The organism is Caenimonas sp. SL110, assembly GCF_001044395.1.
Classification (GTDB): domain Bacteria; phylum Pseudomonadota; class Gammaproteobacteria; order Burkholderiales; family Burkholderiaceae_C; genus Ramlibacter.
The window spans coordinates 14,759-38,371 of the sequence record NZ_JANU01000010.1; the positions used below are offsets into that span (position 1 = coordinate 14,759).

24 protein-coding genes are annotated in these 23,613 nt (G+C 65.2%); 11 read left to right on the forward strand and 13 right to left on the reverse strand.

Annotated elements, in window-relative coordinates; translation table 11 throughout:
* The first annotated feature begins 53 nt into the window (after positions 1-53).
* The 3 genes from AQ12_RS06990 (at position 54) to AQ12_RS22950 (ending at position 2,146) form a co-directional block, all read left to right on the forward strand.
* Entirely contained in the window at positions 54-1,244 is a 1,191-nt protein-coding gene (locus AQ12_RS06990; protein WP_048439173.1) for an alanine--glyoxylate aminotransferase family protein, read from the forward strand.
* A gap of 117 nt (positions 1,245-1,361) precedes the next feature.
* On the forward strand, positions 1,362-1,853 hold the full coding sequence (locus AQ12_RS06995; protein WP_048439174.1) for a VOC family protein: 492 nt from the start codon (positions 1,362-1,364) through the stop codon (positions 1,851-1,853).
* A gap of 125 nt (positions 1,854-1,978) precedes the next feature.
* On the forward strand, positions 1,979-2,146 hold the full coding sequence (locus AQ12_RS22950) for a hypothetical protein (RefSeq protein ID WP_161798991.1): 168 nt from the start codon (positions 1,979-1,981) through the stop codon (positions 2,144-2,146).
* Positions 2,147-2,164: 18 nt separating this feature from the next.
* Here AQ12_RS22950 and AQ12_RS07000 read toward each other — a convergent pair whose 3' ends face one another.
* From AQ12_RS07000 to AQ12_RS07030, 7 genes are all read right to left on the reverse strand, one after another.
* The gene (locus AQ12_RS07000; protein WP_048439175.1) at positions 2,165-2,920 is read right to left on the reverse strand and encodes an SDR family NAD(P)-dependent oxidoreductase; all 756 of its coding nucleotides are present in this window, start codon (positions 2,918-2,920) and stop codon (positions 2,165-2,167) included.
* Positions 2,921-2,929: 9 nt separating this feature from the next.
* The gene (hisD, locus tag AQ12_RS07005) at positions 2,930-4,252 is read right to left on the reverse strand and encodes a histidinol dehydrogenase (protein ID WP_048439176.1); all 1,323 of its coding nucleotides are present in this window, start codon (positions 4,250-4,252) and stop codon (positions 2,930-2,932) included.
* A gap of 17 nt (positions 4,253-4,269) precedes the next feature.
* Positions 4,270-5,166: a crotonase/enoyl-CoA hydratase family protein gene (locus AQ12_RS07010; RefSeq protein WP_048439177.1), complete on the reverse strand. Its 897-nt coding sequence runs from the start codon at positions 5,164-5,166 to the stop codon at positions 4,270-4,272.
* Positions 5,153-7,327, reverse strand: coding sequence for an acetate--CoA ligase family protein (locus tag AQ12_RS07015; RefSeq protein WP_048439178.1), 2,175 nt, complete (start codon positions 7,325-7,327; stop codon positions 5,153-5,155). Before AQ12_RS07015 ends, AQ12_RS07010 begins: the two co-directional genes overlap by 14 nt.
* A gap of 6 nt (positions 7,328-7,333) precedes the next feature.
* Positions 7,334-8,326 carry a tripartite tricarboxylate transporter substrate binding protein gene (locus AQ12_RS07020; protein WP_048439179.1) on the reverse strand — a complete coding sequence of 331 codons (993 nt, stop codon included), beginning with the start codon at positions 8,324-8,326 and terminating at the stop codon, positions 7,334-7,336.
* A 72-nt stretch (positions 8,327-8,398) separates the two neighbouring features.
* A complete protein-coding gene (locus AQ12_RS07025) occupies positions 8,399-11,719 on the reverse strand; it encodes a carboxyl transferase domain-containing protein (RefSeq protein WP_048439180.1) in 3,321 nt (1,106 codons plus the stop codon).
* A complete protein-coding gene (locus tag AQ12_RS07030; RefSeq protein ID WP_161798992.1) occupies positions 11,720-12,547 on the reverse strand; it encodes a TauD/TfdA family dioxygenase in 828 nt (275 codons plus the stop codon).
* A 137-nt stretch (positions 12,548-12,684) separates the two neighbouring features.
* Between AQ12_RS07030 and AQ12_RS22000 the strand changes: the two genes are divergently transcribed.
* Complete coding sequence (locus tag AQ12_RS22000; protein ID WP_053076599.1) at positions 12,685-13,500, forward strand: IclR family transcriptional regulator; 816 nt, start codon at positions 12,685-12,687, stop codon at positions 13,498-13,500.
* An 8-nt stretch (positions 13,501-13,508) separates the two neighbouring features.
* A complete protein-coding gene (locus tag AQ12_RS22005) occupies positions 13,509-14,057 on the forward strand; it encodes a GNAT family N-acetyltransferase (RefSeq protein ID WP_161798993.1) in 549 nt (182 codons plus the stop codon).
* On the opposite strand, the gene AQ12_RS07045 is transcribed toward AQ12_RS22005, so the two are convergent.
* Together AQ12_RS07045 and AQ12_RS07050 are read right to left on the reverse strand one after the other, a co-directional pair.
* On the reverse strand, positions 14,030-14,863 hold the full coding sequence (locus tag AQ12_RS07045; RefSeq protein WP_048439182.1) for a hypothetical protein: 834 nt from the start codon (positions 14,861-14,863) through the stop codon (positions 14,030-14,032). The two genes, AQ12_RS22005 and AQ12_RS07045, sit on opposite strands and share 28 nt — an antisense overlap.
* Before the next feature lie 77 nt (positions 14,864-14,940).
* Complete coding sequence (locus tag AQ12_RS07050) at positions 14,941-15,903, reverse strand: LysR family transcriptional regulator (RefSeq protein WP_048439227.1); 963 nt, start codon at positions 15,901-15,903, stop codon at positions 14,941-14,943.
* Positions 15,904-16,026: 123 nt separating this feature from the next.
* Here AQ12_RS07050 and AQ12_RS07055 point away from each other — a divergent pair, with 123 nt between their 5' ends.
* Genes AQ12_RS07055 through AQ12_RS07080 form a run of 6 tightly spaced genes read left to right on the forward strand, consistent with a single transcriptional unit; the run spans position 16,027 to position 21,018 of the window.
* Positions 16,027-17,223 carry a pyridoxal phosphate-dependent aminotransferase gene (locus AQ12_RS07055; RefSeq protein WP_048439183.1) on the forward strand — a complete coding sequence of 399 codons (1,197 nt, stop codon included), beginning with the start codon at positions 16,027-16,029 and terminating at the stop codon, positions 17,221-17,223.
* 51 nt (positions 17,224-17,274) lie between these two features.
* Entirely contained in the window at positions 17,275-18,096 is an 822-nt protein-coding gene (locus AQ12_RS07060; protein ID WP_048439184.1) for an ABC transporter substrate-binding protein, read from the forward strand.
* 33 nt (positions 18,097-18,129) lie between these two features.
* Positions 18,130-18,828: an amino acid ABC transporter permease gene (locus AQ12_RS07065; RefSeq protein ID WP_048439185.1), complete on the forward strand. Its 699-nt coding sequence runs from the start codon at positions 18,130-18,132 to the stop codon at positions 18,826-18,828.
* 1 nt (position 18,829) lies between these two features.
* Positions 18,830-19,567 carry an amino acid ABC transporter permease gene (locus tag AQ12_RS07070; protein WP_048439186.1) on the forward strand — a complete coding sequence of 246 codons (738 nt, stop codon included), beginning with the start codon at positions 18,830-18,832 and terminating at the stop codon, positions 19,565-19,567.
* A complete protein-coding gene (locus AQ12_RS07075; RefSeq protein WP_048439187.1) occupies positions 19,564-20,289 on the forward strand; it encodes an amino acid ABC transporter ATP-binding protein in 726 nt (241 codons plus the stop codon). Before AQ12_RS07070 ends, AQ12_RS07075 begins: the two co-directional genes overlap by 4 nt.
* A gap of 54 nt (positions 20,290-20,343) precedes the next feature.
* Positions 20,344-21,018: an RraA family protein gene (locus AQ12_RS07080; protein ID WP_048439188.1), complete on the forward strand. Its 675-nt coding sequence runs from the start codon at positions 20,344-20,346 to the stop codon at positions 21,016-21,018.
* A 130-nt stretch (positions 21,019-21,148) separates the two neighbouring features.
* Here the strand turns inward: AQ12_RS07080 and AQ12_RS07085 are convergent, their stop codons facing one another.
* Genes AQ12_RS07085 through AQ12_RS07100 form a run of 4 tightly spaced genes read right to left on the reverse strand, consistent with a single transcriptional unit; the run spans position 21,149 to position 23,606 of the window.
* Positions 21,149-21,463, reverse strand: a complete 315-nt coding sequence (locus AQ12_RS07085; RefSeq protein WP_369798997.1) for a hypothetical protein — start codon at positions 21,461-21,463, stop codon at positions 21,149-21,151.
* Complete coding sequence (locus AQ12_RS07090) at positions 21,460-22,140, reverse strand: helix-turn-helix transcriptional regulator (protein ID WP_048439189.1); 681 nt, start codon at positions 22,138-22,140, stop codon at positions 21,460-21,462. The genes AQ12_RS07085 and AQ12_RS07090 overlap by 4 nt, the downstream gene beginning before the upstream one ends.
* Before the next feature lie 43 nt (positions 22,141-22,183).
* Positions 22,184-22,897 (reverse strand): GntR family transcriptional regulator, encoded by a 714-nt coding sequence (locus AQ12_RS07095; RefSeq protein ID WP_048439190.1) that lies wholly within the window; start codon positions 22,895-22,897, stop codon positions 22,184-22,186.
* A 19-nt stretch (positions 22,898-22,916) separates the two neighbouring features.
* A complete protein-coding gene (locus AQ12_RS07100; protein WP_369798998.1) occupies positions 22,917-23,606 on the reverse strand; it encodes a cysteine hydrolase family protein in 690 nt (229 codons plus the stop codon).
* Positions 23,607-23,613: the final 7 nt, after the last annotated feature.

Below are 23,613 nucleotides of genomic sequence, written 5' to 3' on the forward strand. Positions count from 1 at the left end.
GCGCCAGCATAGCCGGGCCCAGCGGGAATCTGGATACCGCTACGATCCGTCCCATGCCCGCATCACGAATCCCCGGCCGCCGATTTCTCCACTCCCCCGGCCCGACGCCCATCCCGGACGCCGTGCTGCATGCGATGGCCCAGCAGCCCATGGACCTGGCCGACCCCCGCGTCGACGCAACCATTGCCGCGTGCGAGCAGGGCTTGAAGCGCCTGTTGCACACGCGTGAAGCGGACGTCTTCTTCTACGCCGCCAACGGACATGGCGGCTGGGAAGCCGTCATCGAGAACGTCGCAGCCATCGGCGAGACGGTGCTGGTCTGCGGCACCGGCCACTTCAGCGAATCGTGGGCCGTGCAAAGCGAAGCACTGGGACGAGAGGTCGTGCGCACGCCCTGGCGCGAGGGCTATCCCATCGATCTCGCTGCAATGGAACAAGCACTGCGCGCGGACCGCAACCACGCGATCCGCGCGGTCTTCGTTGTTCACACCGACACTGCCAGCAGTGTCACCAGCGACCTCGCGCCGATCCGGCCGATGCTGGACCGGCTGGGCCACCCTGCCCTGTTTGTCGCGGACGTTGTCGCATCACTGGCCGCCTGTCCGTTCGACTTCGATGCACTGGGCGTGGACGTCGCCATCGGTGCGTCGCAAAAGGGCCTGATGTGCCCACCCGGCCTGAGCTTCACGGCCGTCAACGCGCGCGCATTGGCGCACTCCAAAGACGTCAAGGCGCCGCGGTTTTACTGGGACTGGGCGCGGCGCAAGAGCAGCCTGTCGTACGTGAAATTCTGCGGCACCCCACCGATCAACCTCCTCTGCGGGCTGGAGGCGGCTCTCGGCCTGGTGTTCGCCGAGGGCTTGCCCACCGTGTGGAAGCGGCACGAGCTGGTTGCCAGCGCCGTGCATGCCGCAGTCGAGGGCTGGAGAGAAGGCGGCGCGCTGGACTTTCTTGCCTGTGACCCTGCATCGCGGTCCGTTTCGGTCACCGCGATCACGGTTGCATCGAACATCGACGTCGAGGCGCTACGCACCGTCGCACGCGAGCGATACCAGGTCGCGATCGCCGGTGGCCTGGGGCCGATGCTGGGTCGCGCGTTTCGCATCGGACACCTGGGCGACTGCAACGTCGCGATGATCCTGGGCGCGATCGCCGGCGTGGAAGCGGCGTTGCGCACACAGGGCATCCCGGTGGGCCAGGGCGGCGTGCAGCGAGCGGTGCAAGCCGTCGCGCGCGCCACCTGAGGCTCATGCGATAGGGCTTGTCAGCGCCAGATGTCGATCGCGCACGGTCTCATTCGTCGTTGACGCAGAGGGCCATTCCTCTTGCTCTTCCTCTTCACTTCACCGGAGAACCCAGCCATGACCCAGCAACCCACCAGCAAGAACACGATCTGCCTCTGGTACGACGGCACCGCCCTGGAGGCGGCGCAGTTCTATGCCAAGACCTTTCCCGACAGCGCCGTGAAGGCGGTTCATCACGCCCCCGGCGACTACCCATCCGGCAAGCAGGGCGACGTGATCACTGTTGAGTTCACAGTCATGGGCATCCCCTGCCTCGGACTCAACGGTGGGCCCATGTTCAAACACACCGAGGCGTTCTCGTTCCAGGTCGCCACCGACGACCAGGCCGAGACCGATCGCCTGTGGAACGCCATCGTCTCCAACGGCGGCCAGGAAAGCGCCTGCGGCTGGTGCAAGGACAAGTGGGGCCTGTCGTGGCAGATCACCCCTCGCGCGCTGACGCAGGCCATCATCGACCCGGACCCGGCGGCGGCAAAGCGTGCGTTCGAGGCCATGATGGAAATGACCAAAATCGACATCGCGGCAATCGAGGCTGCGCGAAAAGGCTAACGGCTGTGTAGGCAAGGCTGACATGCTGTCGGGCACGGCCTACGGTTGGGCAGACAGATTGGCTCTCGTCCGGTTGCGCATCTGGAGGGCATCGCGCACAAGCGAGTTTCCAGATACTCAATCCCATGAAAGCCGCAATCGCCCTCACCAATTTCCTTCCGATGCAGTCACGCGACGTGCTCGTGGTGGCGCTCGTATCACTGCCAACGCTCTTGCTCTCGAGCCTGGACGGTTGCACCCGCGGGCCTTCGCTGACCTCGATTGTCCTGACGAACCTCAGCCTGTTTGTCTGAAGCTACGGCCCAACCGGGCTAGGCTGCAGTCCAACCGCCGTCCACCATCAGCGCCGAACCAGTCACCATGCTGGACGCATCGCTGGCCAGGAACACCACAGCGCCCATGATGTCCTCCAGCTGCCCTATGCGTCCAAGCGCAATGCGCGAGGTCACGTAGTCACGGAACACCTCATCCTTGAACATCGGGCGTGTCATGTCGGTTTCGATAAAGGTGGGGCACAAGGTATTGACCCGGATGCCGCAGGCGCCCAGCTCCCAGGCGAGCGCCTTGGTGAACCCTTCCAGCGCATGCTTGGTGGCGCAGTACACCGTGCGCCGCGGCCCGCCCACATGCCCCATCTGCGATGAGACCTGGATCAGGCTCCCCGCAAGACCGGCGCGCTGAAGCCCTGCTGCAACGGCACGGGTCACATAGAACGCGGCCTTCACATTGAGATCGAGCACAGCGTCCAGGTCCGCATCGAGTGTGTCGCTCAGCAATGCCGGGCGGTTCATGCCTGCACTGTTGACCAGTATCTGGAAGGGCCCCAGCGCTTCAACCGACGTCGCAACCGCGCCCGCATCGGTCACATCCAGGCAAAGCGCCTGTGCGTGCCCGCCCTCCCGCTCGATGGCCAGGCATGCCTGGGCCAGTTCTGCCTGGCTGCGCGCCGCAATGACGACGTGCGCGCCAGCCTGTGCGAGCGCGTGCGCGGCCGCCAGGCCTATGCCCCGGCTGCCGCCCGTCACAAGCGCCCGCCGCCCGTCCAGGCGAAAGCTCGGCGTCTTCATCGCGCGGCTTCAGGTCAGCGCCTGCACCGGCTCGTACCACGGCACATCGCCGCGCGTGCCGTAGCGTCGCACCCGCAGGTTGGCCTGTTCGCCGTGTCCGGCGAAGTGTTCCATGTGGCACAGGCGCGAGCAGTACTCGCCGATCATGGCCGATGCGCTGTCGGTCGTGACGCGCTGGTAGGTGCAGGTCTTGAGGAACTTGCCGACCCACAAGCCACCGGTGAAACGCGCGCTGCGCTTGGTGGGCAAGGTGTGGTTGGTGCCGATCACCTTGTCGCCAAAACTGACGTTGGTGCGCGCGCCGAGAAAGAGCGCGCCGTAGTTCTTCAGGCGTGCCAGGAAGATGTCCGGGTCCGCGGTGAGCACCTGCACGTGCTCGAACGCCAGCGCATCCGCGGTGGCGACGACTTCATCGACAGTGTCGCAGACGATCACCTGGCCGTACTGTGCCCAGGCTTCGCGCGCGATGCCGGCCGTGGGCAGGATTTGCAGCTGGCGCTCGATCTCGGCGATGGTCGCCGCCGCCAGCGCTTCGTCGGTGGTCAGCAATACGGCCGGCGAGGTCGGACCATGCTCGGCCTGGCCCAGCAGGTCCACCGCGCACATCTCGGCGTCGGCTGTGTGGTCCGCGATCACCAGTGTCTCGGTAGGTCCGGCGAACAGGTCGATGCCCACGCGACCGAACAGCTGCCGCTTGGCCTCGGCCACAAACATGTTGCCCGGCCCGACCAGCATGTCCACCGGCGCGATCGACTCGGTGCCGATGGCCATCGCGCCGACCGCCTGGATGCCGCCGAGCACGAGGATTTCATCGGCGCCCGCGAAGTGCATGGCGGTGACGATCGCGGGATGGGGCTCGCCCTCAAACGGCGGCGCGGTCGCCACGATGCGGCTCACGCCCGCCACCTTGGCGGTGAGCACGCTCATGTGCGCCGATGCAATCATGGGGTACTTGCCGCCGGGGATATAGCAGCCCACGGCCTGCACCGGCACGTGCTTGTGGCCGAGAAACACACCGGGCAGCGTCTCGACCTCGATTTCGTGCATCGACGCGAGTTGCGCCTGCGCAAACCTGCGGATCTGCGTCTGCGCGAACCGGATGTCCTCGATCTCGCGCGGCGACAGCTTGCTGACTGCGGCCTCGATCTGGGCCTGCGTGAGCCGGAACGCCTGCGGGGTCCATTTGTCGAACTGGGTAGAGAGTTCGCGCACAGCCGCGTCGCCGCGCGTCTCGATCTCCTTCAAGATTCGCTCGACGGTGGCGCGTACCTTGCCGTCGTCCTGCGCCGTGTCGGCTTCGCTCCTGCCGCGTTTGAGATACCGGATCGCCATGCTGTTTGAACCTGTGGTTAGTTGGGTTTGACGAAGGGATCGCCGAACGGCGCATCGCGCTTGCGCACGGCCGCAGCGAAACCCATCTGCGCCATGTCGGCGCGAAAGGCCTGGTTGGATTTCGCCTGATGGCCGCGTGCGTCGTTCTCCACCGCAAAGCGCTGCAGCGTGCGCGCGCCCATCAGCTCCATCGCCATGTTCACCACCCGCTTGTTGACGGCAAGGATGTCCGGATCGACAAGCGCCAGCCGACGCGCGAGCGCCGCCACTTCTTCGTCCAGCGTGGCAGCGGGCACCGACTGCACCGCCAGGCCGATGCGCGCGGCGTCCGCACCGCGGATCAGGTCGCCGGTCAGCAGCAGGCGCTTGGCCCATTGGGGACCGACGAGGTAGGTCCACATGTGGGACGGCGGCGAACCCTGCGAACGCGTCGCCGGAAATCCGAGCTTCGCGTCGTCGGCAACCACGACCAGGTCGCATGCAAACGCGAGATCGGTGCCGCCTGCCAGGCAATGGCCATGCACCTTGGCGATCACGGGCTTGTGGATGTCCATCACCGTGAAGATGTCGGCCTGGTTGTGCTCCATGCGCCAGATGTCGTTGTCATGGCTGGCCGAAGGCACGCGGTACTGCGCAGCGTCGTAGGCCGCAACTGCAGCGGCTTCCCCTGCCCCTGCCGGAGGCTCGGCCTTGTAATCGACCAGGTCATAGCCCGAACAGAAGTCGGTGCCCGCACCCTGGATCACCACGCAATGCACCGCGACCAGATCGTCGGCCTCCAGCAGGGCCTGACGCAGCTCCTGCATGAGTTGCCGGTTCAGGGCGTTGCGTTTTTGCGGACGGTTCAGCGTGATGGTGGCGACACCATCGGCCACCGCGAACTGGATGCACTGCGTGCTTTCAAGCCATTTCATTGCCTGCTCCTTCGGGCCGGGGGGCCCGTACTTCCTGGCGGCGAACCACCAGCGCGTCCACCGCATGGATGTGCCCGTGGTGGCCGCAGATGATCGGATTGACGTCCAGTTCAAGCAGCTGGCCGGACACGTCGTCCACCAGCAGCGAGATCCGGCTCACGATGTCGGCCAGCCGCTCCAGGTCCACCTTGGGCAGGCCGCGCGCGCCCTGCAATGCAGGCGCAGCGCGCAGGCCGCGCAGCATGGCAAGCGCCTGTTCGCGCGACACCGGAACCGGCGCGACCGACACATCGGCGATCAGCTCGACGAAGATGCCGCCCAGGCCCACGACCAGCAAGGGGCCGAACTGCGGGTCCTGCCGGGCACCCACGATCAGCTCAACGCCCGCATGAATCATCGGCTGCACCAGCACGCCGTCGATGCGCGCGGCGGGCGCGGCTTTCGAAACCGCCGCCATCATGTCGGCGTAGGCCTGCAGCACATCCTGGCTGGAGCGCAGGTTCAGGCGCACGCCGCCGATGTCGCTCTTGTGCAGCACGTCCGGCGACTCGATCTTGAGCACCACCGGGTAGCCGGCCGTGTCCGCGGCAGCGACGGCCTGCGCCTGGCTGGTCGCAAGCGTCTCCGTGACCACCGGCACGCCATACAGCGCCAGCAGTTGCTTGGCCTCGCGCTCGCCCAGCGTTGGCGACTGCGAGTCGGCCAGCAAGGCTGCGGCCTGCGCGCGCTGCGACGCGGCAACTTCGCTGAAGCTGTGGCGCGACTGCTTCCACGCGTGGTAGTCGTGCCACGCCCGGATGGCCGCGAAGCAGCGCTCCATCGAATGGAACACCGGCACCAGCGGGCTGCGCTCGAACTCGATGGCGCCCGGGCCTTCATGCCACTGGCTCACCCATACCGTGCACACCGGCTTGCCGCTGCGGCGTGCGGCCTCTTCATAGACCTGCACGCGACCCGCCAGCGCGGGTGCAGCCCACGGCTGTGTCGTGACCAGCACGCCATACGCGTCGCTGTCGGTGAACGCTGCGCAGCACGCGGCCAGCGAATGCGGATTGCCCAGCACCTGCGCGGTCAGGTCGCAGGGATTGCGCGCGGAGCCGTAACTGGGGATGTGCTGGTTGAGGATCGCGAGCGTTGCTTCATCGGGCTGCGGCAGCGCGATGCCGTTCTCTTCGGCCTTGTCGGTGGCCATGATCCCCGTGCCGCCAGAGGACGAGACGATGGCCGCGCCCAGCGCCCTGGGTGCGGGCGCTTTCGCAAAGAAGGTCGCGGTCTCCAGCAATGCTTCCAGCGAATCGACCAGCACCACGCCCGCGCTGCGCAGCACGGCCCGGTACGCGCTGTCCGATCCGGCGAGCGAGCCGGTGTGCGAGATCGCTGCAGCCGCGCCCTGCTCGCTGGTGGCGGCCTTGTACATCACGACCACCTTGTCGTGCGCGGCGGCCACGCGAGCCGCCTCGACGATGCGCAGCGGATCGGCGCAGCCTTCAAAGACGCAGGCGATCGCCGCGCACGCGCTTTCGTGCGCGAGGTAGGCGATCAGGTCGGCGGTATCGACATTGCTCGCGTTGCCGAAGGTCAGCACATGGCTGATCGCCACGCCGCGCCTGCGTGCCTGAGACAGCGCGATGCCCACCGCGCCCGACTGGCTGATCACGCCGACACCGCGTGTGACGGCTTCTCCGGTATCGGTGAAGTCGGCAAACGACAGCACCATGGGCAAGGTGTGGTTGGCAACGCCCAGGCAATTCGGCCCGAACAGTGCCATGCCGCTGCGCCGCGCTATATCGCCCAGGCGCTGCTGCCGCTCGGTGTCGCCCACTTCGCCGAAACCGGATGCATAGACGATGACCCCACCCACGCCGATGGAGGCGCATTCCTGCACCAGCGGCTCGGCGATCTCGCCGGGCGTTGCGAGCACGACGCAATCGGGCACCTGCGGCAGGTCGGACAACGACGGATAGGTACGGCCCTGCGACAGCTCGGCGGCCGTCTTGCTGACCATGTATACCGTGCCCGCATAGCTGGCAAGGTTGTCCAGCGTTCTCTGCCCGAACGAGCCCGGGCGGTTGGATGCACCCACGACAGCGACGCTGCGCGGGGACAGGGCGCGCACGAGCGACTCGCGCGGCGTGAATGCGCCTTGCTGCGACACGGCCATGCTGCCTTACTCCAGCTTGATGTTGAGCTGCTTGACCAGGTCGCCGTAGCGGGTGCTCTCGTCGGCGACGCGAGCCGAGAACTGCGCGGGCGTGAGCGTCCAGATGCGGCCCTGCATGCCCAGCGACTGCTTGCTGCGCGGATCGACCGTGATGGCGCGCACATGGTTGCCCAGTGCCTCGATGATGTCGTCAGGCGTGCCGGCCGGCGCCAGCAATGCAGTCCAGGCCACGATGCCCATCTCGGGCATCTTCATGTCGGTCACCGTGGGCACTGCGGGCAGGTCGGCCCAGCGCTCGCTGTCCGTCACCATCAGCGCGCGCAGCTTTCCGTCCTTGATGAGCTGGGCATTGGATATCGGGCCTACGGTGTAGTCCACGTCGCCGGCCAGCAGCGCGATGTCTGCGGGCGCGGACCCGCGAAACGGCACATGCACGCTCTTGAAGCCGAGCGAGGTGCTCAGTTGCGCAGCCGCCAGGTGCGTGAGGTTGCCGTTGCCGGCAGAGCCATAGGTCAGGCCGTTGGCCTTGGCCATGCCCACCCGCTTGAGGTCCTCGATCGTGAAGACGTTCTTCATCAGCGGCTGGTTCGGATTGACGGCCACCACCAGCGGCACCGAGACGATGGGCGTGATGAAGCGGAAGTCCTTCTGCGGCACATAGCCCGGGTTGGGATACAGGTGCGGATTGACCGTCAGCGGACTGGAGGTGGATATCAGCAAGGTGGTGCCGTCGGGCTTGGCGCGCGCGACGGTCGAGGCCGCCAGCATGCCGTTGGCACCGGTCTTGTTGTCCACGACAAAGCTGCCCCCGGTGCGCTGCGACAGCGATGTCGCCATGGCGCGCGCCACCAGGTCGGCCGTGCTGCCCGCCGCGAAGCCCACCACGATGGTCACGGGTCGCTGCGGCCAGGGCTGCGCCTGCTGCGCGTTGGCTGCTCCTGTCGCCAGAAGCGCCGCGGCCACCACGGCGCGGGCAAGATGTTGAAGAACTCGGGTCATGCTTGTCTCCTTGTGTAATTTCAAGAAATCCATCGGTGCATCGGGTTGGCGTTTCAGGCGGCTGCCGCGCCGCTACCAGGCATCCAGGCCGCCGCCTTCGCGCTCGGCCTCTCGCTCACGCCCGCAGGCCGATCGCAGGCCGTCGGCCAGCCACTGACGCGTGTCGGCCGGATCGATCACGTCGTCGATGCTCAGGTACGGCGCGATGTTCACTGCCTTGTTTCGCGCATACAGCTGATCCACATAGTGCCTGAGGCGAAGCGCCCGTTCGTTCGCGTCGGCGATGGCTTCGAGCTCGCGCCGGTGCGCCAGGCGTGCCTGGCCTTCCAGCCCCATCGAACCGAACTCGCCCGTCGGCCAGGCCACCGCGAACAGCGATCCGGCAAAGCAGCCCGCGCCCATCGCCATGCCGCCCAGTCCGTAAGCCTTGCGCAGAACAACGGTGAAGAACGGCACGCGCAGCTTGGGCCCGGCCATGAAGATGCGCGCGACGTGCCGTACCAGGGCGGTGCGCTCCGCATCGACACCGACCATGAAGCCCGGTGTGTCGCACAGGGACACGATGGGCAGGCCGAAGTTGCTGCACAGCTTCATGAAGCGGGTGAGCTTGTCGGCTTCGTCGGCGCCCACTGCGCCGCCATTGATGCGCGGGTCGTTGGCCACCACGCCCACCGCGCGGCCTTCGATGCGCGCCAGCGTGGTCACGACGCCCCGTCCGAACTGCGCGCGCAGCTCCAGCGTGCTGCCGGTATCGGCCAGGCGCCGGATCACGTCGCGTATTTCATAGACACGCGTGCGCCGCTCGGGAATAGCTTCACGCAGCGGCTCCTGGTCATCGCAGGACCACTGGTCCACGCTGCCCTGGAAGAAAGCCAGGTAGCGCTTGGCGACTTCGACCGCCTGCGCCTCGTCATCCACCAGCACGTCCACCACGCCGGTGTCAGCATGCATGGCCGCCGGACCGACATCGATGGTCCTGACGCGCCCCAGGCCCGCACCCTCGATCATCACCGGGCCGCCCATGCCGATCGATGCATTGCGCGCGGCGATGGTCACGTCGCAGCACCCCAGCATGGCCGCACTTGCTGCGAAGCAAGGGCCGGCAACAATGCCCACCAGCGGCACCAGGCCGCTCAGTCGGCCCAGCTTCCAGAAGGTCGGATTGGCCAGGTTGACGCCCGCAAAATTGTCCGTGTCCAGCGCGCGCCCGCCGCCGCCTTCGGTGAACAACACCAGCGGCTGGCGAAACTGCTCGGCCAGCTCGAAGAGGCGGTCGAGCTTCTTGTGGCCGATGAAACCCTGCGTGCCGCTGAACACGGTGTAGTCGGGGCTGGCGACCATGCAACGGCTTTTGTGTGGACCGAACAGATGCGAGTTGATCGATGCCAGTCCGTAGATGAAACCATCGGCCGGGCTGATGCGCTGCAACTCTTCGAACGATCTGGAGCTGCGCTGGGCCGCAACCGCCAGCGAGCCGTACTCGCGAAACGAGCCAGGGTCGCAAAGGTCGGCGAGATTTTCCCGTGCGGTGCGCTGGCCGGTCGCGCGGCGTTTGGCGACTGCTTCGGGCCGTGCATCATCATGCGTGAGGGCATGCCGGGCACGCACCTCTTGCAGGTCCTCTCGCGGTCCGCTCACCGCCGCGCCTTGTTCTTGCTGCTCGGCCGGGCTGTCGCTGGCGTCCACCTCGATGACAAAAAGCCGCTGGCCGGGCTGCACGTGGTCACCCACCGCGACAAGCACTTCGCGAATCCAGCCTGCGCAGGGGGGCGCAAGGCTGTGCTCCATCTTCATTGCTTCCAGCACGGCGATCTGCTGGCCCCTGGAGACGCGTTGCCCCGGCTGTACGCACAGCTCGGCCACACCGGCCCGCATGTCGGCATCGACCGCCAGGAAACCTTGGGGCAATGGTTCGTCCTGCGCCGGCAACGCGTTGACCGCACGCGGCAGCGACGCAGTGACCGGCACATGGCGCCTGCGATGCACGCCCTCGCCGGACTGCACCAATGCGCCGTGATGCCCGACGACGAATGCGGTTGATGCTGCCGCGCGCCGGTACTCGGGCAGCACCAGCAGGTTCTGCAGGAAAGTCAGATTGTTCTCGACACCGGCAATGTTGAATTCACCGATGGCGCGATAGGCGCGGTCCAGCACATCCTCGAAGCGCGACGAGCGGCTGGTGACGATCACCTTGGCCAGTAGCGAATCGAAATTGCGGCTCGGCGCATACCCGGCGTGGCAATGCGTGTCCACGCGCACGCCCGGACCGGCAGGCGGCTCGAAGGCATCGAGCGCACCCGAGACCGCCAGCGCGCCGCCATCTTCGGTCATCTGCTCCATCAGCACGCGCAGCTGGATCGAATGCCCGGTGTTGAAACGAACGCTGTCCTGCGCGATGCCCAGGTCGCGAAGCGTCTCTCCAGCCGCCAGGCGGATCTGCGTTGCCACCAGGTCGATGCCGGTCAGCTCCTCGGTCACGGTGTGTTCCACCTGCAAGCGCGGATTGGCTTCGATGAAGAAAAATTCGGGCCCTTGCAGCGCCGGCTGCAGCGGCACGAGAAACTCGAACGTGCCTATCGTTTCATACCGGCTGGCTGCCGCCATTCGCAACGCGGCATCGGCCAGCTGGGCCCGCATCACCGGCGCCAGCCACGGGCTGGGTGCAATCTCGACCAGCTTCTGGTAGCGCCGCTGCACGCTGCAATCGCGGTCTCCCAGGTGGACTGCATGGCGGCCGTCGCCCAGCACCTGGATCTCGATGTGCCGCGCCTGCGGTATCACCTGCTCGACATAGACACCCGCGTTGCCAAAAGCCTTCAGCGCTTCCGACGCGCACTGCGCGAACGCGCCATCGAGCTGCGCAAGCGATTCGACCTGCCGCATGCCGCGCCCGCCCCCGCCCGACAGCGCCTTCACCATCACCGCTGCGCCATGTCCCAGCGACTGCATGAACGCGCGCGCCTGCTCCAGTGTTGTGGAACCCTGGGTGCCGGCCGGGATCGGCACGCCGCATTCGGCGGCGAACCGGCGCGCCTGGGCCTTGTCGCCGAACAGCTGCAGCGCCTCCTGCGAGGGTCCGATGAAGGCGATGCCGGCCGCGCGCGCACGGCGTGCGAACCCGGCGTTCTCGCTCAGGAATCCGTAGCCGGGGTGGATGGCGTCGCAGTGCGTGCGAGCGGCAATCGCCAGCATCGCGTCCATGTCCAGATAGGCCGCAGCGCCGGTTCCGGGCAGCGCCACGTTCTCGTCCGACATCCGGCAGTGGAGCGAGTCCGCATCGTCGGTGGACGCGACCGACACCGTGCGAATGCCCAGGTCGCCAGCTGCGCGCGCAATGCGGATCGCGATCTCACCGCGGTTGGCAATGAGAATGCGTTTGAAGGCAACCGACATCTACGCGGTCACCGGCTCGGACTGTTGCTGGGCTGCGGATTCCAGCGCAGCGACTTCGTGCGAGTCGATGGAGACGGCGCGCAAGGTGCGGGGCTCGGCCGGATCGAAGGTGGTGCGCGCATGCTGCAGCATCACGTTGTCCCACAGGATCAGGTCGTGCAGCTGCCACACGTGCGTGTAGATGAATTCCTCGCGCTCGATCTGCGCCCACAGCTGCTTGAGCATGGCGCGAAACTCCGGACGCTCCATGCCCGGTATGTCCTTGGTGACCGCGCGGCTGGCCATCAGCACCGGCTTGCCGGTCGGGCCGTGGTGCCCGACGATTGGCCGCGTGTGCTCGTCGAGCCACTGCTGACCGTCGCGCTCATACGCCACTGCGTGACGGGCGCACAGGTTGTCGATGCGCGCGCGCATCGACGCAGGCAGCGCCTCGTAGGCGGCGTTGGCGTTTGAAAAAAGCGTGTTGCCGCCTGATTTGGGCAACTGCAATGCATGCAGCGAACGCGCCTTGAGCGGCCACTCCAGGAACGTGAGGTCCGAGTGGAATGACAGCTCGCCATCGCCAAAGATCACGTCGCCGTTGCGATTGGACACCAGCGCCGAACGGCGGCCGGCCTTGGCATAACCCTTGCCGCCACGCGCGGAGATCACGCCGATCAGCTCGCACAGGCGCTCCTGCTGCGATTCGGACAGTTCCTGCCCGCGAAACAGCACGAGGTGGTAGCGCTCGTAGGCTTCGCGAATGGCAGCGGCGACTTGCGGACTGTCCACATCGCGAGGATCGACGCCGATCAGCTCGCAGCCCACGTGAGCAGAGAGGGGGCGCATGGAAATGTTTGTATTCATGTCTCCTGGCATTCCTGTTTTTGAGCAGTGAAATCGATGCTAGGTGTGCCTCCGATGCAAGACAAGGCATGGCCCCTGAAGGAGTCCACATTGCGGACCAACGCTTGTAAACTGCCGGCATGAGCCAGCGCCAGCCTTCCGCCAGTCCTTCCTCAGGTACCCAGAGCCTGGGACGCGCGGCCACGATTCTTCGCGAGCTCGCGACGAGGCCACGCGTTGGTTGGGGCCTGACCGAACTGGCTTCACGCTGCGGCCTCGAGAAAGCGACCACACATCGAATCCTGGCCGGACTGGTGCGCGAGCGAATGGTCGCGCGGCATCCGGATTCGCAGCGCTACCTGCCCGGACCGCTGCTGTTCGAGCTGGGTCTTGCGATCAGCGCACCGGCCAGCCTGCAGGCTGCTGCGCAGGAAAGCGTGCACCGGATCGCAGCTCGCCATGGCGGCATCTCGGCGCTGACGCTTGCCAGCGGGTATGACGCGGTGTGCTGCGCGCACGCCGGCCAGGTCACCACCCGAGCGCTCTCGTTCGCGGTGGGAGACCGGCGGCCTATGGTGATGAATTCCGCCGGCGTGGCCATGCTCGTGTGCCTGCCCACGGCCGAGATGCGCGCAGCCATCGCCTACGGCTTGCCGCGCGCTGCGCACCTGGGTGCGGACCGGGTGCGGCTGATCCGCGACATGATCGAGCAGTCTTCCCGACTGCACTACGGACTCAACCAGAACAACACGGTCGCCGGCATCACCGGCGTTGCGATTGCAGTCCTCGATGCCACACGCCGGCCCGTGGCGGCGCTCAGTGTTTCAGGCACCGACCGGCAGTTTCCCGGCTCCTCCATTGCCACGCTCGTCAAGGCGCTGCGCAGCGAGGTTGAAACGCTGGGCAAGGTCTGCGCGCAAGTCGGCACGCAGGACACGAAAGCGCTGCTGGCATGATGGACCGCATGACCAGTCCCGAGATTCGCACCGTCGATCAGTTCGAGGAACCCGCCTTCACCAACCTGGTGAAGGCCATCCTTCATGACCCTGATCGCCAGGCCGTCACCGAGCGATTTTTTGCCACTGGCGGCACGCCGCCGGCCAAGTCGGGTGCGCACCAGGTGCGCGTGGGCGCATTCGAGGGCGAAGCACTGATCGGCTGGAGTCACGCATGGCTGATGCCCGGCGGCATCCTCTACGTCTCGAATTCCGGCGTGCTGCCCGAGCGGCGCGGCCAGGGTGTGTACACCCGCCTGATCGCAGCGATCGAGGAAGAAGCACGCGCATTGGGCTGCACCCGCGTCGAGTCGCACCACCGCACGGCCAACAGCTCTGTCCTCATTGCGAAACTCAAGGCGGGCTACACGATCACCGGAACCGAGTTCTCTGCGGAGATGGGATTGCTCGTGAAGATGTGCAAATACCTCGAACCCCGGCGTGGCGCGCTATTCGAGGCGCGTGCCGGCGTGGTCGAGGGGGTCGTGCGTCACTTCTGTCCGCCTGCTGGGTCATGAGCACCCTTCGCCGCGCTGGCGACGAAGTCTCTGGCGCGTGAGCCGACGACAGCACCGAGCGCCACGGCACGCGCGTTCGCGGCAGAGATCACGCCAGTCTCGTAGGTGGAGCGCCCCTCTCCGATGCGGGCTGTGAACGCACTCACCGTTGCCGCAGCAATCCCCTTCTCTTCAAGAATCGGCAGCGATGCACTTCCGGCGTCATCTGCGCCAAACCCCGCATCGTTGAACAGCACCAGTTTGATGCCGACCTTCGCGGCGTAACCGGCCGACGGTATGCCCCCGTGCGAGCCGCTCACCACGATGGCGTCAGCGTCGCCCTCACGCGCCAGGGCGATGGAGTCCACCATCACGATCCGCTGCGTCGTGCCGGGCAAGGTCATGTCGGATCGCGTCTCCAGCATCGGCGCCGGTCGGGTGGCGGGCTCTGCTGCCGCCCTCAGCAAGTGGGCAACCTCGTTGCAGGACATACCCACTTCCACCTTGCAAGCGGCGGCGTACCTGTTCACCGCGCTGATGATTCCGCGCTGAAGCATGTCGGCCCCGTCGCCGATGCGGGCGCTCCTGCCATCGACAGCAGCCATCGCAAAGCCAAATTGCTCCGCCCAGGCAAGACCCGCGATGCCGGCCTGATCAAGCCCCATGGCCGCGTCGTGCTGTATCGCAGCGCGGGCCCCGGCCTTGAGCGTCAGGTAGGTGGTGTAGATCGCGGCATGGGAGCCGCCGATCACGACAGAGCCTGCTGTTTCGGGGCCTAATTTGGTGACGGTGGGTACCGCCAGTACTTTCACGTTTTCAATGGGCATAGTGACATCACTTTGACTCAGTTGGCTTGATGGTGCATCGGGCAGTTCCCGCGTTGCGCCACCGACATCGCTTCACCTCACGCACCCCCAGCCCCAAAGAACGCACTCCCGATACCCCCGTTGACTCCATCGCTCGACCCGCCCAGCTGGAACAGCTCGGAAAAGTCGCACACCGATTCAGCGATGTCCGCAATCGACGAGATCAGCTTGTTGTGCCTTGCGCCCTTGAAGCACGCGACGTAGTTGACCGGCGGCAGCGCAGGCTTGGTCCTGACCACGGCCAATGCACGTCGCTCGATGAGCGGCTTCAAACACCTCGCGGGCAGGTATGAAACACCCAGCCCCGCGACCGTCAATCCGATGAGTGCGAGCATGTTGTTGCTGCTGATGGAGTTGGCGCGCAGGAATTCCTTGGAGCGAAAGAATTCGTCGAACAGGACGGAGGTGCCCGACCTGCTCCCCTGCGAAAAGATCGTCTTTTGCGTCAGCTCCTGCAACGTCACCACGCGCGAAGTCGGCAGCATTCCGGGCTTGCACATCCACGACAGCTGCACGGCCGTGAGCTGCCTGTGCATGAACCGCGCATCGGCCACGGCGTCGGGCACGATGATCATGTCCATCTCGTCTGCCAGCAGCTTGTCGCGCAAGCTCATGCTCGAATCCACATCGGGCTCCAGCACGATCTTGGGGTAGTGCTCGCGTATGGCGGCGACCAGGCGCGGCAGCCATGTGATGGCAGTGAGTTCCGTCACCCCGATGCGCACCCGGCGTGCAGCCACGCCAGGCTGGCTCAGCTGATCGATCGCGGCGTCGCGTTGTTCCAGCAGGTGCTTTGCCAGCTGCAGCACTTCCTCGCCCTTTTGGGACAGGCGCGCCTGGCGCTTGTCACGCTCGAACAGCGCCACGCCGAGCGCGGACTCGAGTTCCTGCACCCGCTTGGAGATAGCCGACTGAGTGGTGTTGAGCTTGCGCGCGGCGGCGCCGAAACCGCCCAGCTCCGAGATCCAGAAGATCGCCTCCAGCTGCTTATAGGTGAACAAGACCGGCTCCTGCGGCGACGTCGCCATCAATCACTTTAAGCGATGCAATCTTATAAGTAAATATCGCTTTTTTTTATTATCGTGGCAGCGAACAATCGGCTTCAACAAGGAGCTCCACCCCAGATGTCCATAGTTGCTGAACGCCTCAACAGCGTGAAGGTTTCGCCCAGCATGGCGGCCAAGGCCCGTGTCGATGCGCTGCGCGCCGAAGGCCGCGACATCGTCGATTTCACCATCGGCGAGCCCGACTTCCCGACGCCGGACCACATCGTCGCAGCCGGGGTGGATGCGCTGCAGGGCGGCCATACGCGCTACACCTCCGCAGCCGGCACGCCGGCACTGCGCAGCGCCATCGCCAGCAAACTGGCACGCGAGAACCACCTCACGTTCGCACCCGAACAGGTGGTGGTGGCCTGCGGTGCCAAGCAGATCATCTTCGAGGCCCTTTCTGCATCGCTCAATGCTGGCGACGAAGTCATCGTGCCTGCGCCGTACTGGGTGTCCTATCCCGACATGGTCGCCATTCACGGTGGCGTGCCTGTGATCGTGGCGAGCGGCCCGGCTGCGGGCTTCAAGCTCACGCCCGAAATGCTCGAAGCAGCGATCACACCCCGCACGCGATGGCTCATCCTGAATTCGCCCAACAATCCCACCGGTGCGGTGTACTCGGCGCAAGAGCTGCGCGGCCTTGCCGACGTGCTCGTGCGTCATCCGCGCGTGTGGCTGCTCACCGATGAGATCTACGAGCATTACGTTTACGGCGGTGCAAGCCATGTCTCGGTCCTGGTCGTTGCACCGGAACTCGCACCGCGAACGCTCATCGTCAACGGCATGTCCAAGACCTATGCGATGACGGGTTGGCGACTGGGCTACGGCGCAGGCCCACTGCCGCTGATGAAGGCCATCACCTTGCTGCTGTCCCAGAACACATCATGCGCTGCGTCCATGAGCCAATACGCTGCGGCCGCTGCGCTCGAAGGCCCCCAGGACTGCGTGCACAGCGCCGTGGCCCTGTTCTCGCAGCGGCGCGATCGCATGGTGGCGTTGCTCGGCCAGGTCCCCGGCATCGACTGCAGCACGCCTGATGGCGCGTTCTATGTCTTCCCGTCCGTGCAGGGCCTGCTGGGCAAGAGCGCAGGCCGCACGCTGGCGACCGACGCCGATGTCATGATGTACCTGCTCGAAGCAGCAGGCGTCGCCACCATCGACGGCACCTCCTACGGCATGCCGGGCTTTCTGCGGCTGTCATTCGCAACCTCGATGGACCGCATCGAGATCGGCTGCGAAAAAATACGTGCCGCTTGCGCCGACCTGCGCTGAACACCGTCCCTTTCCGTTCCATCCCACCCCTTCACCCCCCAGGAGTCATTCATGTCCCGATTCATCAAATCGATCATTGCCGCCACCACCCTGCTCAGCCTTGCAGTCCCCGCACTGGCTGACCAGCTGGGCGACATCAAAAAGCGTGGCGTGCTCGTTTGCGGCACGCTAGGCACCGCCGAGCCCTTCAGCTTCGCCGACCCGGCCACGCGCGAGATTCGCGGCTACGACGTCGACTTCTGCAAGGCCATGGCCGATCGCCTGGGCGTGAAGCTGGAACTGAAGCTGGTCGCCGTCGAGGCGCGCCTGCCCGAACTGGCGCAGGGCCGGGTTGACCTGGTCGTTGCAAACCTGGGCTACTCGGCAGCGCGTGCCGAGCAGATCGACTTCAGCCACCAGTACTTCGTGAGCCAGCAAAAGATCATGGTCCGCTCGGCTGACGGCATCAAGAACTTCGCCGGCCTGAGCGGCAAAAAGATCAGCGCGCCCAAGGGCTCCTCCTCTGAACTGGCCGTCAAGGCCAAGGTGCCGGGCGGCGAGGTCGTGACCTTCCAGGACCCGCCGACGGCCTTCATGGCACTGGTGCAAAACAAGGTGGACGGCTTCGCGCTTTCGGAACTCGCTTCGGTGCGTTTCATGCAGCAGGTCGAAGGCAAGGTCAAGCTCGAACTGATCCGTGAGTCGATGCTGTCGGAGCCGTGGGGCCTGGGCGTGAAGAAAGGCGAAGCCGCCCTGCTCAAGCAGGTCAACGACACGCTCGAATCCATGGAAAAGTCTGGCGAAGCAGCGAAACTTCACACCAAGTGGTTCGGCCCGACGACACTGTACAAGTCCAACCGCGAGTTCCGTGTCGAACCCATCGTCTTGAAGTAAGTCGACGCAGTCGCGTGGCGGTAACAGGCACCGATGTTCGGCAACTTTCATCCTCTCGCCTTGCTGCAGGGCCCTCACGGCATTGAGCTGTGGGCGGGCCTGCGGCTGACGCTGTTCGCGACTCTGGCGGCCTGGCTGATCGCGTATGGCGTGGGCATCTTGCTCGCAGCCATTCGCAGCCTGCCTTCCAAGACGGCCGACCGCGGTGTTGCAGCCTATGTTGCATACCACCGCAATGTGCCGCTGCTGGTGCAGGTGCTGTACTGGTATTTCGGCGTGGTGACGCTGCTGCCCAATTCGATCCAGCAATGGACGAACGACCACGGCGGCGGGTTCTATGCGGGCGTGGTCGCCCTGGGGCTGTGCATGGCCGCCTATGTGAGCGAAGACCTGCGCAGCGGCATGCGCACCGTGCCGCACGGCCACATCGAGGCATCTCGTGCCATCGGCCTTACGTTTGCGCAGACGATGGCCTATGTCGTGTTGCCGCAGGCGCTGCGCGCCGCCCTTCCCGCACTGGTCAACAACAGCTTGCTGCTGTTCAAGAACACCAGCCTGCTGATGGCCATCGGCGTCGCGGAACTGACTTATGCCGCACGGCAAATCGAAGGCCAGACGTTCAAGACCTTTGAAGTGTTCACCATTGCCACCGTGATCTACCTGTCGATTTCGCTGGTGATCATGGCTACGGGCCACCTGCTCGAACAGCGCTATCGCACCCAGAGGCGCTGACATGCTGGACATCATCCAAACCTACGCAATGCTGCTGCTGGTCGGCAACTATCCCAATGGGCCGCTGGGGGGTCTGGTGCTCACGCTGGTGCTGTCGGTGCTGGGCATCCTGCTGGCATTTCCGCTGGGCGTCATCCTCGCCCTGCTTCGCACGAGTCCGTGGCCCATCCTGCGCGCCCCGGCCATCGCGGTCATCTATGTGGTGCGCGGGCTTCCGCTCATCATGTTCATCTTCTGGGCGTATTTCGGAATCCCCGCGCTACTCGGGCGTACCGTTTCGGGCTTCACGACGATGCTGTGCGCGCTGGTCATCTATGAAAGCGCCTACCTGGCAGAAGTGATTCGCGCCGGCATCGAATCATTGCCCAAGGGCCAGGTCGAAGCGTCGCGATCGCTGGGCCTGTCCCACATGCAGACGCAGCGAATCGTCGTGCTGCCACAGGCGCTCTACAACATGCTTCCCAGCATGCTCAGCCAGTTCATCTCCACGATCAAGGAAACCTCGCTCGGCTACGTGATCAGCGTCCAGGAGCTGACCTTTGCTGCGAACCAGGTCAACGGCATGCTGCTCACGCAGCCGTTCGAGGTCTACACCTTGCTCGCGCTGACCTATTTCATTCTCTGCTTCCTGCTCACCCACGGCGTAGGCTGGATCGAACGCCGTGTCCGCCGACGCACGCCCACGACTGCAGTGCAGCCCAGCGCAAGCCAACCCGTCGCGTCAAGAGGAACAGCATGATCACCTTCAGCAACGTCAGCAAGTGGTACGGCGACTACCGCGCCCTCCACGAAATCGATGCAACCGTCGCACGTGGCGAAGTGGTCGTGGTCTGCGGCCCATCCGGGTCGGGCAAGTCAACGCTGATCCGCACGGTGAACCGGCTGGAGCCGATCCAGCAGGGGTCCATCACCGTCGATGGCGCGGACATGCACAGCGGCAAGGGCGACATCAACAAGATGCGCAGCCGCATCGGGTTTGTTTTCCAGCAGTTCAACCTGTTCCCGCACATGACGGCGCTGCAGAACGTCGCGCTCGGGCCGATCAAGGTTTCGGGGCTGCCTCGCAAGGAGGCGCACGAACACGCGCGCCAGTTGCTGGGCAAGGTCGGCTTGTCGACGAAGTGCGATTCGCTCCCGTCCGAATTGTCCGGCGGCCAGCAGCAGCGCGTGGCGATTGCGCGGGCGCTGGCGATGAACCCGCCCGTGATGCTGTTCGACGAACCCACCAGCGCGCTCGACCCCGAGATGGTGGGCGAGGTGCTTGCCGTGATGAAGTCGCTCGCGCGCGACGGCATGACGATGCTGTGCGTGACGCACGAAATGGGGTTCGCGCGCGAAGTCAGCGACCGCGTGTGGTTCATGGACGAGGGCCGCATCGTCGAAACCGCCACGCCCGATGAGTTTTTTACGCGGGCGTCCACACCCCGTGCGCAGAAGTTCCTGGCGGACATCCGCGGCTGAACGTGCGGCGCAAGCCGCATCCCTTCCATTCACATCCAGATTCACAGGACTCCCATGATCGGACTACAGATCCTTCAACGCCGCCGCGCGGTCAGCCTCTCGCTCGCGCAGCAATTCAAGACAGTGCCGGTCGCCAACGTCAGCGACTGCATGTCGCGCATGACCGCAAGCGGCGCCCGCCTGAAGCCCATGCACGGCGGCGGCTACATGGCCGGCCCGGCGCTCACCGTGAAGGCGCGCCCCGGCGACAACCTCATGGTGCACAAGGCGCTGGAGATGGCGGTGCCCGGCGATGTGATCGTCGTGGATGCGGGCGGAGAACTCTCCAACGCGATCGTCGGCGACATCATGGTGGGCTGGGCGGTGAAGCTAGGGTTGGGCGGCTTCGTCATCAATGGCGCGATTCGCGATGCAGGACCGCTGCGCGCAGGCTCACTGCCGGTGTACGCCGCCGGCGTGACGCATCGCGGCCCCTACAAGGATGGCCCTGGTGAGATCAATGTGCCGATCAGCATCGACGGCATGGTGATCCATCCCGGCGATCTGATGATCGGCGACGAAGACGGCACCTTGTGCGTGCCCTACGACGATGTCGAAGCGCTGCTGGCAGCTGGTATCAACAAGAGCGCGCTCGAAGCAAAGATGGTGGCATCCATGGCCGACGGCACCTATGACTCGTCGTGGGTTGACGCAACGCTCAAGCGTATTGGGTGCACGATTCACGCCTGAAACCCCCTGTCCTCCAGAATCCTTGCCCAACGCCTGATGCGCGCGCGCATTGCGCGCTTTTGCAGATCGTCCACTGGCATGAGCGCGACCATTTCGATCGCGGGCTGCACTGACACCAAGCCGTGACGCATCAGGGCCATGTTGAACTCCCTGTCCTTCTCGCGGTTCGCTGCCGTCTTCGCCATGAACAGATCAAGGACGCTGATGCAATATCCAACACCGTTGCGGGTGGCGCGACTCTGGACTCGCCCAGCGCGCCATCGATCTTGTCGGACTTCTCTTCAGCATTCATCGGGTAGATGTCAGCCTCCATCGACATGGTGAGTTCGCGCGGCGGGTTCGGTATCGGCCCAAGGATCGACTGGCTGCCTACGATGACAAATTCGTACTCATTGGTAACTTCAGCGGCAGCGCGGATCAGGTGTTCGAGGGCTTCGCGATTCATTTCTTCGCTCTTGCTGGTTGCCTGCGCGTCGACGACGGAGCGGACAGATGACCAAGCGTCACGGCTTGTTTGAGCTGGCTGACATCTTCAAGAATGCGCGCCCGGGTCGCCGGCGGCAGCAGCAAGGTGAGGGGTGATGCCTGACGCAGTTCCATCGAGCGACGCGTACGTGCCAGCGCACGTCGCCACTCCCTGCGTCGCAAAATCACCGACCATTCGTCCCAGAGTACGCGGCTATGAGCATCGCCCGACGCGCGCCACTTTTCCAGGGTTGCCAGTGCCCGTTCGATGAGTTCGGGATGCTTTTTTGCGAGCTTGATGGCCTCTTCGTGGAGCATCAGACTTTGCAGGTCCTGGATGTCATGCCGGGCATTCGTTGCAGGCAGGACGACCTTGGTCGTTGCAGCCGAAGGTGCTTGCGGTCCAAGCTCGCCACTCGCTACCAGCGCCAGGTCGCCCGACAGACCCAGCGCCGAAAGGACACGCAGATAGGTCCCCATGGTCGGGGCGGGCTGGCCGGCCTCCACCGAACTCAAGGTCATGCGTGACACGCCCGCACGTTCGGCCAAGGCGACGGCGGTGAGGCCTTGACTCTTGCGAGCGCGGCGCAACCGCTCGCCCAGCTGGATCAGGAGCTGACGGTCGAGGACGGAGTGCAACTGCGCGGCGGCGGGCATTTGTATTGCATTTTAGGCTTTATTTGCCTACTTGTCTAAAACGCTATACAGATGATCGCGCCAGATGCACCTGGTGCAACGTGATCTTGCGCACTTCCGCCTGGCTGGTTTCGATGTGCGCGCGCAGCAGCATCGCGGCCTGGTCGCCGCGCTTGCGCTGGATCGCTTTCAATATCTTCGCGTGCTCTTCATAGGTCGCGTCGATGCGAGCCTGCTTGGTGAAGTCGAGCCGCCGGATGATGCGGATGCGGTCGGTCACGTCGCGATGCACGCGTGCCATCTCGGCATTGCCCGCTGCGGCGACCAGGCTGCAATGAAACTCCTCGTCCCACTGCGACACCTGCGCCATGTCGGCGCTGCGTTCAGCCACAGGCACCAGCCAGATCGCGACCAGCTTGTCGAGCATGGCGCGATCCACTTTCTGCGCGTCGGAACACAGGCGATGTACTGCGGTCGTCTCCAGCACCATGCGCAGGTCATAGAGCTGCTCGAACTGCTCGAAGTCAAAGGGCAGCACGCGCCAGCCGCTGCGAAAGAGCACCTCGACATAACCTTCCTGCTGCAGCCGCGTGAGCGCCTGTCGCACCGGCGTGCGCGACACGCCCAGCCGGTCCGAGATTTCGTTTTCGGTGAAGCGGTCACCGGGCACCAGCTTGAAGTGCGCGATGTCGAGCTTGAGTTGCGCATACACCTCTTCCGCCCGCGAAGGCGCAAGCACCGCAGGTGCGGTGACAGGGCGGCGAATGGTGGTGTGCACCGCGCAGACTCTAGCAGCGTTACCGTGCAGGCTGGCTCATGGCGAGCACTTGCAAGAACGAATCGCTCATTGCAGTCCATCCCACGATTGCGCCCTGCGCGCGCATCATCTCCACCGCGCTCGCCTTGAACGCGGGAAAGTAACTCTCGGTACAGTCTTCCAGCAGCAGGCAGTCGAAGCCCCGGTCGTTGGCCTCGCGCATGGAGGTCTGCACACACACCTCGGTGGTGACACCCATGAACACAAGATGCGTGATACCTGCCTGCTGCATCAGGTTGTGCAGCGGCGTTGCATAGAACGCGCCCTTGCCCGGCTTGTCGATCACGATTTCACCGGGCACCGGCGCGAGCTGCGCAATGATCTGGTTGCCCGGCTCGCCCGCCACGAGGATGCGGCCCATGGGCCCGGTGTCGCCGATGCGCAGCGTGGGGTTGCCGCGATTGCGTTTGGCAGGCGGGCAGTCGGAAAGATCGGCGTTGTGTGCTTCGCGCGTATGCACCACCAGGCCGCCCGCTTCACGCCACGCACCGAGCACGCGCTGGCACGCCGGAACAATCGCAGCGAGCAGCGAGACATCGTTGCCCAGCGACTGCCCAAAGCCGCCAGGCTCGATGAAGTCGCGCTGCATGTCGATGATGACGAGCGCGGTGCGCGCCAGCTCGAACTCGAAGGGGAAGGGCTGGGCGTCGATGTTCATTCGCGTCTTCATGGCAGTT